Genomic DNA, 17,124 nt, shown 5'->3' with positions numbered 1-17,124 from the left:
TATGGCAGCAATTACCTTTCATCTGGACGTAGTAAGTGCTGAGAAGAAAATCTTCTCAGGCCTTGTTGAAACGTTTCAGGTGACCGGGAGCGAAGGTGAGCTTGGTATTTTCCATGGTCACACACCGCTGCTGACCGCTATTAAGCCTGGTATGGTGCGTATCGTTAAACAGCACGGCCACGAAGAAATTATTTATGTTTCTGGTGGTATTGTTGAAGTTCAGCCCGGCACAGCGACTGTGCTGGCTGATACAGCAATCCGTGGTGAAGAGCTAGACGCAGCTAAGGCAGAAGAAGCCAAGCGCAAAGCTGAGGAGCATATCCAGAATCAGCATGGCGATATGGACTTTGCACAAGCGGCCAGTGAACTGGCTAAAGCCATTGCTCAGCTTCGAGTTATCGAGCTGACAAAAAACAGACGCTAAGTTTTAGTGTAGTGTGAAAAGGCGGCCTTATGGTCGCCTTTTGTTTTTCTGTTGCTTATATTTTACTGCGATATGATTTGCACTGTTTATTTTCTCTGCAAAGCAGTTAAAATCAGCCTCTAACAGAAAAAAACAGGTTATTCCCATGACGTTTAGTGCGGTTATTCTCGCAGCGGGTAAAGGTACCCGTATGTACTCTAATAAGCCAAAAGTTCTACATACACTGGCTGGTAAGCCAATGGTTAAGCATGTAATCGATACTTGTAACGGGTTAGATGCGCAGAATATTCACCTGGTTTATGGCCATGGTGGTGAGCAGATGCAGCAGGTACTTGCCGGTGAATCAGTGAACTGGATTTTGCAGGCTGAGCAATTAGGTACAGGTCATGCCGTTGATCAGGCCTCTTCTTCTATCAAAGATGATGAGAAAGTACTGGTGCTTTATGGTGATGTACCGCTTATCTCCTCAGAGACGCTGGAAAACCTGTTAGATGCGCAGCCTGAAGGCGGTATAGGACTACTGACGGTGGTTCTGGATAATCCGGCAGGCTACGGACGTATTGTGCGTGAGAACGGCTCTGTGGTGGCGATTGTTGAGCAGAAAGATGCCACAGAAGAGCAGAAGCTGATTAAAGAGATTAATACCGGTGTGTTGGTTGCCATGGGTGGCGATCTTAAGCGCTGGCTGGCAAACCTGAGCAACGATAATGCACAGGGTGAGTACTATCTTACTGATATTATTGAAGCCGCTCATAGTGAGGGTAAATCAATCGAAGCGGTACACCCTCAACAAGTGGTAGAAGTTGAAGGGGTAAATAACCGGGTTCAACTGGCACAACTTGAGCGCGCTTACCAACTTATGCAGGCAGAAAAACTGCTAGAGCAGGGCGTTATGCTGCGTGATCCGGCCCGTTTTGACCTTCGTGGCTCGATTCAGTGCGGCAAAGATGTTGAGATAGACGTTAACGTGATCATCGAAGGCAGCGTTACTCTGGGTGATAACGTAGTGATCGGTGCCGGATGTGTACTAAAAGATTGTGAAATTGATGACAATACTCTGGTGCGCCCTTACAGCGTTATTGAAAGCGCTACCGTTGGTGAAGAGTGTACAGTAGGGCCATTTACCCGTTTACGTCCGGGGGCAGAGCTGAAAAATGATGCTCACGTAGGTAACTTTGTTGAAGTGAAGAACGGTGTGATCGGTGAAGGCTCTAAAGCCAACCATCTGACCTATATCGGTGACTCAGAGATTGGTCAGCGTACCAATATTGGTGCTGGTGTTATTACCTGCAACTACGATGGCGCAAACAAGTTTAAAACCGTTATCGGTAACGATGTGTTTGTTGGTTCTGACTGCCAGTTGGTGGCTCCGGTAACCATTGCTGATGGTGCTACTATTGGTGCCGGTACCACTCTGACTAAAGATGTTGCGGAAGGTGAACTGGTTATCAGCAGAGCCAAAGAGCGAAAAATCTCCGGCTGGAAAAGACCGGTAAAACAGAAAAAATAACTAACCACAGTTAGTCATTAAAAAACAGGAGCCATTGGCTCCTGTTTCAGTTTCGGTTACTTCTGCATAAAGAACTTATAGGCAGGGTTATCCGATTCATCCTTATACTGGTAACCCAGTTCATGCAGATGAGAGGAGAAACGGCTTAAGTCGGACTCGTCCAGTTCAAAGCCACACAATACCCGGCCATAATCAGCACCCTGATTCCGGTAGTTAAACAAGCTGATGTTCCAGTGTGTACCTAAGGTACTTAAGAACTTCAGCAGTGCTCCGGGGTATTCAGGAAACTCAAAACTGTAAAGGCGTTCTTTCAGCTGCTTTGATGGTTTGCCGCCAATCATATAGCGGATATGCAGTTTGGCCATCTCGTCGTCAGATAGATCAACGACAGGATAGCCACCATCTCTTAGTTCATGAACAATGGAATCCAGCTCTTCCTGACCATTCTGCAACCTGACACCGACAAAGATATTGGCAAGGCTTTCATCGCTGTATCGGTAGTTAAACTCGGTCACTGAGCGGCCACCGATGATCTGACAGAACTTGTAAAAGGCGCCCGGCTGCTCAGGAATGGTTACCGCAAGTAAGCCTTCCCGTTTTTCACCTAACTCACATCGTTCAGACACGTAACGCAAACCATGGAAGTTAGTATTTGCCCCGGACAGAACCGTAGCCAGTTTGTTGTCTTTTAGTTCATTTTGCTCTGCATACTTTTTAAGACCAGCAAGAGCAAGAGCACCGGAAGGTTCTGCAATGGCTCTGGTATCTTCGAAAATATCTTTAACTGCTGAACATATTTCATCGCTGGAAACAGCAATATGACCATCAAGGTACTTATTACACAGACGGAATGTTTCATCACCGATACGCTTAACTGCAACACCGTCAGCAAACATACTGATCTGATCAAGAACCACTGGTTCTCCGGCATCCAGAGCGGCTTTCAGGCAGGAAGAGTCTTCCGGCTCAACAGCAATAACCTTTACTTCCGGCATCAGTTGCTTAACCAGAACCGCAACACCAGCAGCCAGACCGCCGCCACCGACTGGGACAAAAATATAGTCAAGGTGACCATTCTGCTGAAGCATCTCCATACCTATGGTGCCCTGACCGGCAATCACCAGCGGGTGATCAAAGGGAGGAACAAAGGTATAGCCCTTCTCTTCAGACAATCTTTCCGCTTCAGCTTTCGCTTCGTCAAAGTTACTGCCATGCAGCACCACTTTACCGCCAAAGCTGCGAACCGCTTCTACTTTGATATCCGGCGTGGTCTTAGGCATAACGATAATGGTTTCAATGCCCAGTTTGGTTCCTGAAAGAGCCATTCCCTGAGCATGGTTACCAGCCGATGCTGCAATAACACCGGCTTTCTTCTGTGCTTCAGACAGGCTGGCCACCATGTTGTAAGCACCGCGTAGCTTAAATGAGTGAACCGGTTGGCGATCTTCCCGTTTTATCTGAACATCATTGTGAATTCGTTCAGACAGGCGGGGCATTTCCTGAAGTGGCGTAACCGTTGCCACTTCATAGACCGGAGCTCTCAATATCTGACGCAGATAATCTGCGCCAGTTTGATTGGTTAGGGTCATTGATCAGTCCTCAAGCATAGACTTATCGCGCACCGCTCCCTTATCTGCGCTGGTGGCCATACTTGCATAGGCTTTCAGGGCAAAGGAGACTTCACGCTGACGATCAACCGGTTTCCAGCCCGCCAGATCCTGCTTGGCTCTGCGCTCTGAAAGCTCTTGTTCTGAAACGTCTAATGTGATGGAACGGTTAGGAATATCAATGGTAATGCGGTCGCCGTTATTCACTAAACCAATGGTACCGCCATTAGCCGCTTCCGGTGAGGCGTGTCCGATAGAGAGGCCTGATGTCCCGCCAGAGAAACGTCCGTCTGTTAACAGGGCGCACTCTTTGCCCAGCCCCATAGATTTCAGATAGGTGGTCGGGTAGAGCATTTCCTGCATTCCCGGTCCGCCTTTAGGGCCTTCATAACGGATAACGACGACGTCGCCGGCCTTCACTTTGCCGCCCAGAATACCTTCGACGGCATCTTCCTGACTCTCAAATACCACTGCTGGTCCCTGAAACTTGAGAATACTTTCATCTACGCCGGCAGTTTTTACGATACAGCCATCAAGGGCAATGTTGCCTTTTAGTACTGCAAGACCACCATCCTGACTAAAGGCATTCTCTTTGGTGCGGATACAGCCATTGGCTCTGTCATCATCCAGTGAGTCCCAGCGGCAGTCCTGTGAGAAGGCTTGTGTGGTACGGATACCGGCAGGTCCTGCACGATAGAACTCTTTTACCTCTTCAGAGCTGGTCTGCATGATGTCGTACTGTGCCAGTTGCTCTTGCATGGTGATACCAAGAACGGTTTTCTCCTGATTGTGTAGCAATCCGGCTCTGTCCAGTTCACCCAGAATAGCTAATACGCCACCAGCACGGTGGACATCTTCCATATGGTATTTCTGAGTGGAAGGCGCAACCTTGCACAGGTGTGGAACCTTACGCGACATGCGGTCAATATCCTGCATATCGAAATCGATTTCACCTTCCTGAGCTGCTGCCAGCAGGTGAAGTACGGTATTGGTTGAGCCACCCATGGCGATATCCAGCGCCATGGCATTCTCGAACGCTTGTTTTGATGCGATGTTGCGCGGAAGGGCAGATTCATCACCCTGTTCATAATAGCGTTTAGTCAGCTCTACAATGCGTTTACCAGCATTGATAAACAGAGATTTTCTGTCTGCATGGGTTGCCAGCATAGAGCCGTTGCCCGGCTGACTTAAGCCAAGGGCTTCAGTCAGGCAGTTCATTGAGTTGGCAGTAAACATACCAGAACAAGAACCACAGGTAGGGCAGGCAGAACGTTCGATCTGTTCACTCTGCTCATCGGAGACTGTTGGATCGGCACCCTGAATCATGGCATCCACCAGATCCAGCTTGATCAGTTGATCTGAAAGCTTGGTTTTACCCGCTTCCATCGGACCACCGGAAACAAAAATAACCGGAATGTTAAGGCGCAGTGCTGCCATCATCATTCCCGGGGTGATTTTGTCGCAGTTGGAGATACAGACCATGGCGTCAGCACAGTGAGCGTTCACCATGTATTCCACTGAGTCTGCAATCAGCTCACGGGAAGGGAGGGAGTAGAGCATGCCGCCATGCCCCATCGCGATACCGTCATCGACAGCAATAGTATTAAACTCTTTGGCAATACCGCCCGCTTTTTCGATTTCTCCCGCAACCAACTGGCCCATATCTTTCAGGTGCACATGGCCGGGAACAAACTGAGTAAATGAGTTCACCACGGCGATGATCGGTTTGCCGAAATCTTCATCTTTAACACCGGTAGCACGCCACAATGCGCGTGCTCCGGCCATATTACGTCCGTGGGTTGTCGTGGCGCTGCGATATTTTTTAGCTGTAGACATGTTCGTTAAGTTCCTTCTCTTATTTCTCTGAATCCGGGTAAACCGGATCTAACCAGCCCCATTTATCTTCTGTTGTACCATCAAATAGCCCGAAGAATGCTGCCTGAACTTTCTCTGTAACCGGACCTCGTTTGCCTTCGCCTACGGTAATTTTGTCGACACTACGTACAGGTACAATTTCTGCTGCGGTGCCTGTCATAAATATCTCATCGGCAAGATAGAGTGCCTCACGGGCAATATTCTCTTCCCTCACTTCATAGCCAAATTCTTTGGCCAGAGTCATGATGGAGTTTCTGGTGATGCCCGGAAGGATGGCGCTGGTGGCTGGCGGAGTGCTAATCACTCCGTTTTTAATAACAAAAATATTCTCTCCTGCACCTTCAGACAGGTAGCCGTCGACACTGAGTGCGATACCTTCAGCATAGCCGTGACGTCTTGCTTCGCCGCCCACCAGCAGTGATGACAGGTAGTTACCCCCCGCTTTTGCTGCGGTAGGTATGGTGTTTGGTGCAGCGCGGTTCCAGCTTGAAATCATGGCATCTACACCATTGGCCAGTGCTTCTTCACCCAGATAAGAGCCCCAAGGGAAAGCGGCAATGATCAGCTCCATATCGGTATCGGCAGGCGGACAAACGCCCAGACCAACATTACCAACGAAACCAAGCGGACGGATATAAGCTGAGTCCAGTTTATTTTCACGTAAGGTTTCGCGGCACGCTTCCATTAGCTCATCAACGCTGTAAGGGATCGGGAAACGGTAGATCTTGGCTGAGTCTTTCAGCCTCTGCATATGCTCTTTATGTCTGAAAACCACAGGGCCGTTTGGAGTGTTATAGCAGCGTATACCTTCAAAAACAGAAGTTCCGTAGTGCATTGCGTGGGTCAGAACGTGAACATTTGCCTCTGCCCAGGGAACCATTTTTCCATTAAACCAGATAAAATCAGCTGTATTTGTCGCCATATCAGAATCCTTCCTTATATTTTATATGCACTGAGCATTTCGTCTTTTTTCAGTCGGCTTGTATCTACATTAGTAACATCCCACAGTTTTTCTACCTGATTGGTAATTAAAGTGATAGGACGATCACTGTCGACAACGAGCTCTATCTGAGCCACTTTACTCTCATGGTTCTGTGTCGCAAGTATTTGCTTGATGGTAAACCCGCGGTGTCTGACAACACGCAGGATTCGTTCTACCAGAACCGGCTTATCATGGGCTTCAATTTTTAATAGGTATCTGTCCATCAGGTGTTCTCCAGCATATCTTGGTTTGCAGCGCCCGGTGGTACCAGAGGCCATACGTTTTCATCTTCATCAATGACCACATGGAGAAGATAAGCGGTGTCACTCTCCAGCATCTCTTTTAGTGCTGGTTCAACTTCCTCTTTGTTGCTAATGGTTTTTCCGGGAATACCGAATGCTGCCGCAAGAGCCTGAAAATCTGGGTTGTCATCCAGAATGGTTTCACTATGGCGGCCGTCAAAGAACAGTGACTGCCACTGACGAACCATACCCAGACGCTGGTTGTTCAGTAGTACGATCTTCACCGGCAGTTGTTTACGCTTGATGGTGCCAAGTTCCTGCACGTTCATCATAAATGAACCGTCACCGGTAATAAGAATGGACTGATCGTCAGGACGGGCGATTTTTGCACCAATGGCCGCGGGCAGGCCAAAGCCCATGGTGCCCAGCCCGGCAGAGGTTATATAGTTTTCCGGCTGTCGTGGTTGTATATGCTGTGCTGCCCACATCTGATGTTGGCCTACATCGGTCGAGATCATAGTGCTGTCCGGCATCATATCGGATAGCTGTTTCAGTAGCAGCGGTGCGTATATCAGCTCACCCGGATGATCATAACGCCAGCGGAACTCGGTCCTGAGTTCAGAAGTGTGTTTCAGCCATGGAGAGATATCTTCATCAAGAGAGAGCTGAGGTAGAATGACATTAATGTCTCCCTGCAGTGAGGCGTGAGAGTGGCGCAGTTTGTTGAACTCGGCGGCATCGATATCGATATGAATAACCCGTGCATCCGGGGCAAATGAGTCCAGTCTTCCTGTCACCCTGTCGTCAAAGCGTGCTCCGACTACGATAAGAAGGTCAGACTCCTGAACAATCAAGTTGGCTGCTTTGGTGCCGTGCATACCTACCATGCCAAGATAGTGCGGGTCATGACGATCAACACTTCCCAGCCCTTTCAGGGTACTTACACAAGGCATAGGGTTACTATCTAAGAAGGTTCTGACGGCTTCTGTTGCTTTTGCCAGTTGTACGCCACCACCGACATAGAGCACCGGCTTGTCTGCTTTGCTCAGAATGCTCTGGGCTTTACTTAGGGCTTCAGGGTCAGCGACGGGAATAGATGGAGGTTCAAAGTAAGGCAGTTCATGGACTGGGGCTTCGGCTAGCTGAACATCTTTTGCGATATCCACGACTACCGGTCCCGGCCTGCCGCATTTAGCCACTTCAAAGGCTTCAGCCAGAGTCGGTGCTAACTCATCGATATCGGTCACCAGATAGCTGTGTTTGCAGCAGGCTAATGACATGCCGATAACATCCATCTCCTGAAAGGCGTCAGTTCCGATTAACGGAGTGGCTACCTGTCCTGTTATGGCTACCAGTGGCACTGAGTCCAGCAGGGCATCAGCTAAACCTGTGACCAGATTGGTCGCTCCCGGTCCTGACGTTGCCAGACAGACGGCGACATCCTGAGTTGCTCTTGCCATACCGATAGCGGCGATGGCGGCTCCCTGCTCATGGCGGCAGAGTACATGTTCTACACCACTCTCATAAAGAGCATCATAGATGGGCATAATAGCTCCGCCCGGGTAGCCGAATACGGTTTTTATTCCCTGCTGCTTTAACGCGGCAACGACCAGATTAGAACCGTTCATTGGCACCTCCTGCTGCACTGGTTATGATTCAGTGCTAGTTCTTTGTGACACATACTGTGCTCCCATACATCCTGTTATTTGATTGCCATTTATACAACTCTGGCTTAAAGGTTTAAAAAAACCCCCGGACTTTTCAGTGCGGGGGTTTTTTTGTAATTCTTGTTTTACTTTTTGCCGCTCACTCGCCCCCGCGCGGTATCAATAATGACCACGATAATCAGAATAATGAGTGCGTTAATGCGAGCGTTAAAGTTCATTTCTATTTAAATAATTCTTGTACGTAAATGTTTGCGTCACTAGTGGTAACACAAAATAACCAGTTGTGACAAGAAAAAAATCAGTCTTTTATCATAATTACCTCTCTCCTGATCAGGCTATATAACCCCTTTAACAGAGTGATTTCATGTGGTTGAGGGAAAAATGGCATTAGCAATTGTACACAGCAGGGCCAGTGTCGGAGTTGAGTCTCCGCTGGTTATGGTAGAGGTTCATATCAGCAAAGGCATGCCGGGGTTTACTCTGGTCGGATTGCCGGAAACAACGGTAAAGGAGTCTAAAGACAGAGTCAGGAGTGCGATTATTAACTCCAATTTTGAGTTTCCGGCCAAAAGGATCACGGTAAACCTTGCGCCGGCTGATCTGCCCAAAGAGGGGGGGCGGTTTGACCTGCCAATTGCCCTTGGCATTCTGGCGGCATCAAATCAGCTGGCAGCGAGTGCACTACAAAACAGGGAGTTTATCGGTGAGCTGGCTCTGTCCGGTGAACTTCGTTATATCAAGGGGGTATTACCAGCAGCAGTAGCTGCCATTAAAGCGGGACATAGTTTAACGGTACCAAATCAAAACGGTGATCAGGCAGCGCTGGTGGGAGAACAACAACATAAGTCGGCAGCCAGCCTGCTGGAGGTGTGTGCTGATCTGCACGGTCAGAAAAAACTGACCCTGTTTCAGTCATCTTCTGCAAATATCAAACCCCGAAATAGTAAAAGAGATATGCAGGATATTATTGGTCAGCAGCATGGGAAGCGGGCTCTGGAAATTGCTGCCGCTGGTGGCCATAATTTATTGTTTATCGGCCCGCCCGGTACCGGAAAAACCATGCTGGCGTCACGTCTGTCCGATTTATTGCCGGAAATGAGCACCAGAGAGGCGCTGGAAACCGCTTCTGTGACATCACTGACGGAACAGGATATCAATCAGTTTAACTGGAGAAACAGACCCTTCAGAGCGCCTCACCACTCTTCTTCTATGGCGGCACTGGTTGGTGGTGGCTCTATACCAAGGCCGGGAGAGATTTCTCTGTCCCATAACGGGCTGCTTTTTCTCGATGAGATGCCGGAATTTGACCGAAAAGTGCTCGACTCTCTTCGTGAGCCCCTGGAGTCGGGTGAAATCATTATCTCACGTGCTGCGCGTAAAACCTGCTTTCCGGCGCGTTTTCAGCTGATAGGGGCACTAAACCCCAGCCCTAGCGGACATTATGAAGGTGATCTGTCGCGAACCAATCCTCAGGCCATTCTGCGTTATCTATCTAAACTTTCCGGCCCCTTGCTGGACAGGTTTGATATGTCACTGGAAGTTCCTCTGCTGCCGCAGGGAACCCTTGCATCTGGCGGAGACAGAGGCGAGCCGACTGAGGTTATCAGGGAGAGGGTTTTATCCGCCAGAGACAAGATGGAGCAACGTTCCGGCTGTATTAATTCCCGTCTGGGCAGCCGTGCTATAGATAAGCACTGTCCTTTGAGGAAAGACGATGCAGTGTTTTTAGAGACGGCACTGCATAAACTGGGGTTATCTATAAGGGCTTACCACAGGATAATTAAGGTCGCCAGAACCATTGCTGATCTGGAAGGTGCGGAGCAGGTAGAGAGAAAACATTTGTCGGAAGCGCTGGGTTACCGGGCGATGGATAGATTGTTAAAGTACCTTAACGCTCAAGTGGTTTGATATGTGAGAGAGGATATTTCAATCTAATCATTCATTTGTATAATACTGGCGATTTAAAAACTGAGTCAGAAGGGCTTTTATACAGATGTTTGGCTACCTAAAACTTATCTTAAGTGTACTGTTTGTGATTGTGAACAGTGCCGTTTGTTCAACTCTTATCTGTATCCTTGCTATTGTTAAGTTTGTTCTGCCGGTTGCTGCAGCCAAGACAATCATTACATTGGCGGCCAATAAAGTAATGTGGTTATGGGCCACCCTTAACTCTGCGTTTCTCTCAATATTCAATAAAATAGAGTGGGATATTGAAGGTGGTGAGAACCTTAACCCTAAAGGCTGGTATCTGATGATATCTAACCACCTTAGCTGGACAGATATCGTTATTCTCTGCTGTGTATTTAAAGACAGAGTTCCTATGCCTAAGTTTTTCCTGAAACAGCAGCTTTTGTATGTGCCTTTTGTTGGTATGGCTTGCTGGGCTCTTGATATGCCGTTTATGAAACGCTATTCGAGGGAATATCTGATTCGAAACCCTCATCTCAAGGGTAAAGATCTGCAAACTACCCGACGCTCTTGCGAGAAATTTAAACATATTCCTACTACTGTGGTGAATTATGTTGAAGGTACCCGGTTTACTGCTGAGAAGAAGGCTGCGGGCAAAGGCAGGTTTAACAATTTGTTGCCGCCAAAATCCGGCGGTATAGCTTATACGCTGGCAGCCATGGGGGAACAGTTTGATAGTATTATTGATGTCACTCTGGCTTACCCTGATAACCGGGAATTGCCTTTTAAAGATATGCTGATGGGCAGGATGAAGCGTGTTGTGGTCAGAATTAAGGTGCTGCCTGTCGATGAGCAGGTGTCGGGTGACTATTTTAATGACAAGCCTTATAAACGCGCGTTTCAGGGCTGGCTAACCGATGTCTGGCAGCAGAAAGATAAGTTGCTGGATGAGATTTATAACAAATAAAAAATGGAGCTTTAACGCTCCATTTTTTCTGGGAATAGGTTATTTTTTCAATAAGAAATTAACCAGATCGAAATACTCATTGTAGTTTTTCAGATTATCTGTTTTAACCAGATACTTGTTGTTTACCACCAGTCCCGGAACACCTCTCAGACCAGTGTCTTTAAACTGTTTCTCAAAACGTCTCTGCATGGAATCAACGGCAAACCCTTTGTAGGCAGCGTCGAACTTTTTGCCGTCAATGCCGTTATCGATAAACATCTGGCGTAGATCTTGTTCTGTGGCAGGAGGCTTACGGAAATCCTGAATCTGCTTAAAGAAATAAGGAACCATCTTATCTTCGGCTTTTAGCACAACCATAGTGGCGTAAGCTTTTGCTACCGGAACACCCATATTGCCGCCCATAAAGGAGACATGAGCCTTTTGTAGTTTGGCATTATCAGGAATTTTCTTCTTCAGTTGCTCCATAATAGGCTCAAACTTATAGCAGTGTGGGCAGTAAAAAGAGAAAAACTCAGTAACAACAGGAGAGGACGATCTCTCTACGTCGAGAACCTGATAGTGGTCTCCTTCCTTAAACTGGGCTGCCTGTACCACCACGCTGAACATAAAGGTGGTCATTAACAAAAATAGCTTTTTCATTGTGATCTCTTTCTCCGTCTAGATTCTATTTATATTTATCAGTTTAACCTATATCTGGCTACCATTGTGGCATTAGTGACAGCGGTGGCTCCTGCAGTGCTGCAATTTGCTCTTTGATGGCCAGTACCTGATTTTCCCAATATTTAGGGTCAGCAAACCAGGGAAAGGCAGCAGGAAAGGCGGGATCATCCCATCTTTTCGCCAGCCATGCCATATAGTGCACCATACGTAGACCCCGTAATGGCTCTATTAGTTTCAATTCTGACTGGTCAAAGTCAAAAAACTCCTGATAACCTTCCAGAATAATATCCAGCTGAGCCAGTTTGTCAGCTCTCTCTCCGTTTAACAGCATCCAGAGGTCCTGAATAGCCGGACCATTTCTGGCATCGTCGAGATCCACAAACATAGGGCCGTCTCTCCAGAGAATATTTCCCGGATGACAATCTCCATGCAGACGAATGCTGGTGAACTGGTTATCCCACTGCTGCTCTAGTGAGTTAATCAGAAGGTTTAGATCGCTGAAGAAGCTGTTTTCCAGATGGGCAGGAATAAAGCTGGAGTTCTCCAACCGTTTTTTCGGCTGGTAAAGGTAGTCGTTCAGGCAGATTTCTGGCCGGTGCTGAAAAGTCTGTTTGCTGCCGATACTGTGGATGCGCCCCATAAAGCGGCCAACCCACTCTAGCTGGTCATAGTTATCAACTTCAAACTGGCGGCCGCCAACACTTTCAAACAGGGCAAACAGGTATCCCTGATACTCATGCAGGGTATGACCATTAATTTTTACTGGTGGTGCAACTGGAACCTCATGCTCAATTAACTCCAGAGTAAAATCATGCTCTTCCTGTATCTGTTCTTTGCTCCAGCGCATAGGGCGATAAAATTTCACTACATAGCGCTGCTTTTCTTCGTCGACAAACTGATAAACCCTGTTTTCATAACTGTTTAGTGCCAGAAGCCCCGATTCAGCCCTGATGCCGATACTGGCAATGGCATACCACATAAAGTCGGGGGTAAGGGCATCAAAATTAAAAGCCTTGTTGTTCATTTCTGTGCTGTCCGCAAATAAAAAGGACTCGTTACCGAGCCCTTTTTTATGATAACCAGAAAGCCTAAAGTTTATTAATAAACCGGCTCTCTACTTCAACAGTAAACTGGTTGCTGTCTGTGAGTATAAACTGAATCGTCGCAACGGGGGAGCTAAGTTTATCGGATTTAACCCCCAGACTGATAGGCAGGTTAAGTACTTCACCCGGCTCGACTTGAATGGTCTGTTTGCCATACCAGGTGGCATCACTTAAGCCATCGACACTGAGTTTATATTGCTGAGGTTGCTGAGTTTTATTTATCACTTTCAGGGTGTAGGTGTTTTCCACCTGACCGCTGCTGTTTACTTTAAATAGCTGGTTTCTGTCCCGTAACACGCTCATGCCTACAGGTTCTACCCTGGCTATCTGAACAAAGAACAGTGCTATCATCAGAATCATCACCGAGCCGTATCCGATCAGTTTCGGACGCATAACTTTAGTGCTATTGCCTGACAACCTGTGTTCGGTGGTGTAGCTAATCAGGTTCTTTTCATAGCCCATTCTGTCCATGGTCTGATTACAGGCATCAATACAAGCGCCACAGTTGATACATTCATACTGAAGCCCGTCGCGGATATCGATTCCTGTCGGGCAAACCTGAACACAGAGGTCACAGTCGATACAGTCACCCAGACCTAGTTTTTTAGGATCGGCTTTTCTCGATCTTGGGCCTCGTGACTCACCTCTGACCGGGTTATAGCCCACGATATAGGTATCTTTATCAAACATAGCTGACTGGAATCTGGCATATGGGCACATATGAAGACAGACGATCGAACGCATCCAGCCGGCATTGGCATAAGTACAGATAGCAAAAAACAGAACCCAGAATCCAGACCAGAAGGAGCTGTTAAAGGTAAAGAAATCGATAACCAGGGACTTAATAGGTACAAAGTAGCCGACAAAAGTAAAACCGGTAATTAAAGCGATAGCAAACCAGGCAAGGTGTTTGAGACTTTTTCTGGCAATCAGGTGTGATGTCAGTTTTTTGCTGTCTTGTTTACGCCGTTTATTCGCCGATCCTTCCAGCTTCTCTTCAAACCATATATACATAAATGTCCAGACGGTTTGAGGGCAAAGATAGCCACACCAGACCCGGCCGAGAAAAGTGGTGATAAAGAACAGGCCGAAGGCGGCAATCATAAACAGCAGTGCCAGCAGGGTTAGATCCTGTGGATAGAGTGTGGTACCAAAAAAGTTGAACTGCTGATTACCTATATCCAGCAAAATGGCTTGTCGGTCACCATAAGGGATCCATGGGGTTAAACCAAACAGCAGTAATAAAAACCAGGAGCCGTAGCGTCTCAGTTTTTGAAATGTGCCTTTGCTTTCCCTGACGTAAATTCGGTTGTTGGGATTAAATCTGTCTTGATTTCCTTTATGAGTTTTGGGGTTAAAGGTTTTGGGAGTCACATCTTTTATCTCTATCTTATCCTGACTCATGTTAGTTCCTTGTGGGCTGATGTGATGCTTTGTAGCATCTTTTTGACATTGCTTTCATTGTTATAATTAATACTCTGCAGCTTTCATGTTGGCGTGGAAGTGCTTTTATTGAGCATTATTGAAGCGGATTATATCCCTGTTAACATCTTTGTTTCTTAACAGCGGTCTATTTTTAACATATAACTGTGAAGTAAGAACAAAAAAACGACACATCAAGTGTCGTTTTTACCAGTAAATCATCTTATTGATGGTTGTATTACTTAATAATGCCTCTGGCTTTCAGAATGGCGGTTTTAAAGTCGTCTTCCTGATCTTTGGCTAAGCCGGGAATCATTTCATCTTTCTCTGAGTTGCGCATTTTTAAATGGTAGATCAGGATATCGTCGGTAAGATCAGCTAACTTACCTTTGTAGCCGGCTTCTTCACTGAGTTTCTGAATAAACTCAATTAAATTAAGATCGGGTTCTTTCTGCCACTCCGGGTGAAGCAGTTCAATAACCTCGTTGACTCTATGACACTTCATTACTTACTCCGTAATTGTTATAACGATACGTTAGCAAATCGCAGGGTAAGAAAAAAGCGCAGTGTTTAAACTGCGCTTTTTGTTATGCCGCTTGTGTCACTTTTTGTTCAGCGTTTTTAGCCATAGCTACTCGTTTTACCAAGGTCGTTGCTGGCGCTGGTTTACTTGCAGTAGGTGCCGAAGTTGATCCACTACGGTGATATGACGCGCTTCGGTTGGTGCGCGAAAACCTGACAGATGCTGGTCGCATAAATGTTACCTGACAGTCAGGCATATCCTTTGCCAAATTAATGGCCTGACTATTTATGAGATGAATCTCTACTTGGCCCACTGCCATTCCTATAAATAACCAGGTGTAAAGATATGCAATTGCATATCGACCTAAAGCATAGCATTAAGCTATTAGATGATCAGTAAAAAAATGATGTTTTTTTAGACGATTTTAATCAGCGTTTTAGCTGTACGGTTGCTCTTGTTTTTATGACTTATACAGAGAGATTTGAATAATGAGTTTTTCTGATTGGTGGGACAAATAAATTACTGCAAACAAACCCAGACAGAAGCAATAATTTTGAATTAAATCCCGAAAAAACATCCGGTTGTAGAATCCGGCTTTGCTAATATTATGATTAGATTCGGTAAAACAGGGAGAGTTTATCTTTTTACCGGCAACACGTTGTTATTAAGGAGTAGCTTTACATGTCTTTTCTAAAAAAAACCTTAGCCAGTTTTGGTATTGGCTCAGCAAGAGTGGATTCTGTATTGCAGCAGGAATACCTGATTCCGGGAGATAAAGCCAGTGTATCAGTAGAGGTCTATGGTGGTGCAACCGCGCAGGAGATAGACAATATTGAGTTAAAGATATATTGCCGTTACTTCGCTGAAGAGACAGTTGAAAGCAATTCTGAAGATGGCGGAGAGCGTACCCGCAGGGTTGCTAAAGATTATAAACTGGCGGAATGGAAACTCCCTTACGCCTTTACTATTGAACCGGGCCAGCAGCGTGATTTTGATGTAGAACTGGAGATCCCTTTAAATACGCCGGTTTCCATCGGTGATACAAAAGTCTGGCTGGAGACAGGTCTGGATATTTCTATGGCAAGGGATCCGAAAGATAAGGATATGCTGACGGTCCGACCCGATGCTTTGTTGGACGGTATATTTTCTGAGTTAGAGGAGCAGGGGCTTCGTATCCGACAGGTGGAGTGTGAGTCAGCGAAAGGATTTGCCATGCCTTTTGTTCAGGAGTTTGAGTTTGTTCCTACCACCGGACCATTCCATGGAGTGTGGCGTGAGCTGGAGATTGTTCTCTATCGTCATCCGGACAAACTTGAACTCTGGTTTGAAATTGACCGGAAACAGAGTGGCCTAAAGGGTATGCTGTCTAGCTTGCTGGGAACCGGTGAGTTAAAAAGGCATCTACAGCTTCCGATGAGTTTATCTGGCAAAGAGGCTGGTAAACAGGTGCTTGAGTATCTGCAATCGACAACTTAATTTAGCTTCGTTTTAAAAGATTATCAATTTAAGCTTACATGTGTAAGCTGAATATATCATATTCTAACTCTTAGCAGTGAGGGTTAGGGTATGACCAGAGCAAAAACGGATCCATATAGTCTCAAAGAGGAAGTTGCCAATTCGGTTACTCATGGTATTGGTGTCGTTTTGGGTGGCGTTGGCCTGATTTTTTTATTAATGAAGGCAATTGAGCTTAATGCTGATCCACTAACCATCGTCAGCATGAGCATTTACGGCAGCAGTATTATTATTCTCTTTCTTGCTTCAACCCTTTATCACGCTATTCCTTTCCAAAAGGCGAAGCGGGCTCTGAAAACCTTTGATCATTGTGCGATTTTTCTGCTGATCGCCGGAAGCTATACTCCCTTTCTGTTAGTCAGCCTGAGAACACCGTTAGCTATTGGGCTGATGGTTGCTATATGGTTGATTGCCATCGTCGGTATCATCTTTAAAGTGTTGTTCGTTTACCGGTTTAAAAAGCTGTCTTTGGTTGCTTATTTAACTATGGGATGGCTGTCTCTGATAGTGATTTATCAACTTGCTTTGGTACTCAATATCGGGGGTATTATTCTTCTGGCAGCAGGCGGGGCAATCTATTCTGCCGGGGTGTTGTTTTATATTGCCAAAAAAATTCCTTTTAACCACGCCATATGGCACTGCTTTGTGCTGGCGGGTTGTTTATGTCATTTCTTTGCTATCTATTTCTATGTAGAGCCGGTTTAGCTGCTCACTTGAGT

At 46.5% G+C, this 17,124-nt stretch carries 15 protein-coding genes; 6 read left to right on the top strand and 9 right to left on the bottom strand.

Annotated features, from left to right (window positions below; genetic code table 11):
• Window position 1: 1 nt before the first annotated feature.
• Together PK654_RS15775 and glmU are read left to right on the top strand one after the other, a co-directional pair.
• Entirely contained in the window at window positions 2-424 is a 423-nt protein-coding gene (locus PK654_RS15775; RefSeq protein WP_271696878.1) for a F0F1 ATP synthase subunit epsilon, read from the top strand.
• A gap of 145 nt (window positions 425-569) precedes the next feature.
• Window positions 570-1,934, top strand: a complete 1,365-nt coding sequence (gene glmU / locus PK654_RS15770) for a bifunctional UDP-N-acetylglucosamine diphosphorylase/glucosamine-1-phosphate N-acetyltransferase GlmU (protein WP_271696877.1) — start codon at window positions 570-572, stop codon at window positions 1,932-1,934.
• Between the two features lie 56 nt (window positions 1,935-1,990).
• Here glmU and ilvA read toward each other — a convergent pair whose 3' ends face one another.
• Genes ilvA through ilvG form a run of 5 tightly spaced genes read right to left on the bottom strand, consistent with a single transcriptional unit; the run spans window position 1,991 to window position 8,268 of the window.
• On the bottom strand, window positions 1,991-3,523 hold the full coding sequence (ilvA, locus tag PK654_RS15765) for a threonine ammonia-lyase, biosynthetic (protein ID WP_271696876.1): 1,533 nt from the start codon (window positions 3,521-3,523) through the stop codon (window positions 1,991-1,993).
• A gap of 3 nt (window positions 3,524-3,526) precedes the next feature.
• Window positions 3,527-5,377 (bottom strand): dihydroxy-acid dehydratase, encoded by a 1,851-nt coding sequence (ilvD, locus tag PK654_RS15760; RefSeq protein ID WP_271696875.1) that lies wholly within the window; start codon window positions 5,375-5,377, stop codon window positions 3,527-3,529.
• Window positions 5,378-5,396: 19 nt separating this feature from the next.
• On the bottom strand, window positions 5,397-6,338 hold the full coding sequence (gene ilvE, locus PK654_RS15755) for a branched-chain-amino-acid transaminase (protein ID WP_271696874.1): 942 nt from the start codon (window positions 6,336-6,338) through the stop codon (window positions 5,397-5,399).
• 14 nt (window positions 6,339-6,352) lie between these two features.
• Window positions 6,353-6,622: an acetolactate synthase 2 small subunit gene (ilvM, locus tag PK654_RS15750; protein ID WP_271696873.1), complete on the bottom strand. Its 270-nt coding sequence runs from the start codon at window positions 6,620-6,622 to the stop codon at window positions 6,353-6,355.
• The gene (ilvG, locus tag PK654_RS15745) at window positions 6,622-8,268 is read right to left on the bottom strand and encodes an acetolactate synthase 2 catalytic subunit (RefSeq protein ID WP_271696872.1); all 1,647 of its coding nucleotides are present in this window, start codon (window positions 8,266-8,268) and stop codon (window positions 6,622-6,624) included. Before ilvG ends, ilvM begins: the two co-directional genes overlap by 1 nt.
• A gap of 420 nt (window positions 8,269-8,688) precedes the next feature.
• On the opposite strand from ilvG, the gene PK654_RS15740 reads away from it, so the two are divergent.
• Window positions 8,689-10,215, top strand: a complete 1,527-nt coding sequence (locus PK654_RS15740) for a YifB family Mg chelatase-like AAA ATPase (protein ID WP_271696871.1) — start codon at window positions 8,689-8,691, stop codon at window positions 10,213-10,215.
• A gap of 85 nt (window positions 10,216-10,300) precedes the next feature.
• Window positions 10,301-11,182 carry an acyltransferase gene (locus tag PK654_RS15735; RefSeq protein WP_271696870.1) on the top strand — a complete coding sequence of 294 codons (882 nt, stop codon included), beginning with the start codon at window positions 10,301-10,303 and terminating at the stop codon, window positions 11,180-11,182.
• Window positions 11,183-11,221: 39 nt separating this feature from the next.
• Here the strand turns inward: PK654_RS15735 and PK654_RS15730 are convergent, their stop codons facing one another.
• The 4 genes from PK654_RS15730 to PK654_RS15715 form a co-directional block, all read right to left on the bottom strand.
• On the bottom strand, window positions 11,222-11,821 hold the full coding sequence (locus tag PK654_RS15730; RefSeq protein ID WP_271696869.1) for a thiol:disulfide interchange protein DsbA/DsbL: 600 nt from the start codon (window positions 11,819-11,821) through the stop codon (window positions 11,222-11,224).
• A gap of 58 nt (window positions 11,822-11,879) precedes the next feature.
• Window positions 11,880-12,866 (bottom strand): serine/threonine protein kinase, encoded by a 987-nt coding sequence (locus tag PK654_RS15725; RefSeq protein WP_271696868.1) that lies wholly within the window; start codon window positions 12,864-12,866, stop codon window positions 11,880-11,882.
• A 64-nt stretch (window positions 12,867-12,930) separates the two neighbouring features.
• Window positions 12,931-14,349 (bottom strand): cytochrome c oxidase accessory protein CcoG, encoded by a 1,419-nt coding sequence (gene ccoG / locus PK654_RS15720; RefSeq protein ID WP_271696867.1) that lies wholly within the window; start codon window positions 14,347-14,349, stop codon window positions 12,931-12,933.
• A gap of 256 nt (window positions 14,350-14,605) precedes the next feature.
• Window positions 14,606-14,872 carry a YihD family protein gene (locus tag PK654_RS15715; protein ID WP_271696866.1) on the bottom strand — a complete coding sequence of 89 codons (267 nt, stop codon included), beginning with the start codon at window positions 14,870-14,872 and terminating at the stop codon, window positions 14,606-14,608.
• A 699-nt stretch (window positions 14,873-15,571) separates the two neighbouring features.
• On the opposite strand from PK654_RS15715, the gene PK654_RS15710 reads away from it, so the two are divergent.
• Entirely contained in the window at window positions 15,572-16,366 is a 795-nt protein-coding gene (locus PK654_RS15710) for a sporulation protein (RefSeq protein ID WP_271696865.1), read from the top strand.
• Between the two features lie 90 nt (window positions 16,367-16,456).
• Window positions 16,457-17,110, top strand: a complete 654-nt coding sequence (gene trhA, locus PK654_RS15705) for a PAQR family membrane homeostasis protein TrhA (protein WP_271696864.1) — start codon at window positions 16,457-16,459, stop codon at window positions 17,108-17,110.
• Window positions 17,111-17,124: the final 14 nt, after the last annotated feature.

This window comes from Vibrio sp. SCSIO 43137 (assembly GCF_028201475.1).
GTDB lineage: Bacteria > Pseudomonadota > Gammaproteobacteria > Enterobacterales > Vibrionaceae > Vibrio.
Note: the sequence above shows the minus strand (reverse complement) of the source record. Positions and strands in the feature narration are given on the sequence as shown.

Excerpts from the sequence above, each read along its gene's own strand:
- PK654_RS15775 (WP_271696878.1), top strand. The coding sequence starts at position 2 with ATGGCAGCAATTACCTTTCATCTGGACGTAGTAAGTGCTGAGAAGAAA.
- glmU (WP_271696877.1), top strand. The coding sequence starts at position 570 with ATGACGTTTAGTGCGGTTATTCTCGCAGCGGGTAAAGGTACCCGTATG.
- ilvA (WP_271696876.1), bottom strand. The coding sequence starts at position 3,523 with ATGACCCTAACCAATCAAACTGGCGCAGATTATCTGCGTCAGATATTG.
- ilvD (WP_271696875.1), bottom strand. The coding sequence starts at position 5,377 with ATGTCTACAGCTAAAAAATATCGCAGCGCCACGACAACCCACGGACGT.
- ilvE (WP_271696874.1), bottom strand. The coding sequence starts at position 6,338 with ATGGCGACAAATACAGCTGATTTTATCTGGTTTAATGGAAAAATGGTT.
- ilvM (WP_271696873.1), bottom strand. The coding sequence starts at position 6,622 with ATGGACAGATACCTATTAAAAATTGAAGCCCATGATAAGCCGGTTCTG.
- ilvG (WP_271696872.1), bottom strand. The coding sequence starts at position 8,268 with ATGAACGGTTCTAATCTGGTCGTTGCCGCGTTAAAGCAGCAGGGAATA.
- PK654_RS15740 (WP_271696871.1), top strand. The coding sequence starts at position 8,689 with ATGGCATTAGCAATTGTACACAGCAGGGCCAGTGTCGGAGTTGAGTCT.
- PK654_RS15735 (WP_271696870.1), top strand. The coding sequence starts at position 10,301 with ATGTTTGGCTACCTAAAACTTATCTTAAGTGTACTGTTTGTGATTGTG.
- PK654_RS15730 (WP_271696869.1), bottom strand. The coding sequence starts at position 11,821 with ATGAAAAAGCTATTTTTGTTAATGACCACCTTTATGTTCAGCGTGGTG.
- PK654_RS15725 (WP_271696868.1), bottom strand. The coding sequence starts at position 12,866 with ATGAACAACAAGGCTTTTAATTTTGATGCCCTTACCCCCGACTTTATG.
- ccoG (WP_271696867.1), bottom strand. The coding sequence starts at position 14,349 with ATGAGTCAGGATAAGATAGAGATAAAAGATGTGACTCCCAAAACCTTT.
- PK654_RS15715 (WP_271696866.1), bottom strand. The coding sequence starts at position 14,872 with ATGAAGTGTCATAGAGTCAACGAGGTTATTGAACTGCTTCACCCGGAG.
- PK654_RS15710 (WP_271696865.1), top strand. The coding sequence starts at position 15,572 with ATGTCTTTTCTAAAAAAAACCTTAGCCAGTTTTGGTATTGGCTCAGCA.
- trhA (WP_271696864.1), top strand. The coding sequence starts at position 16,457 with ATGACCAGAGCAAAAACGGATCCATATAGTCTCAAAGAGGAAGTTGCC.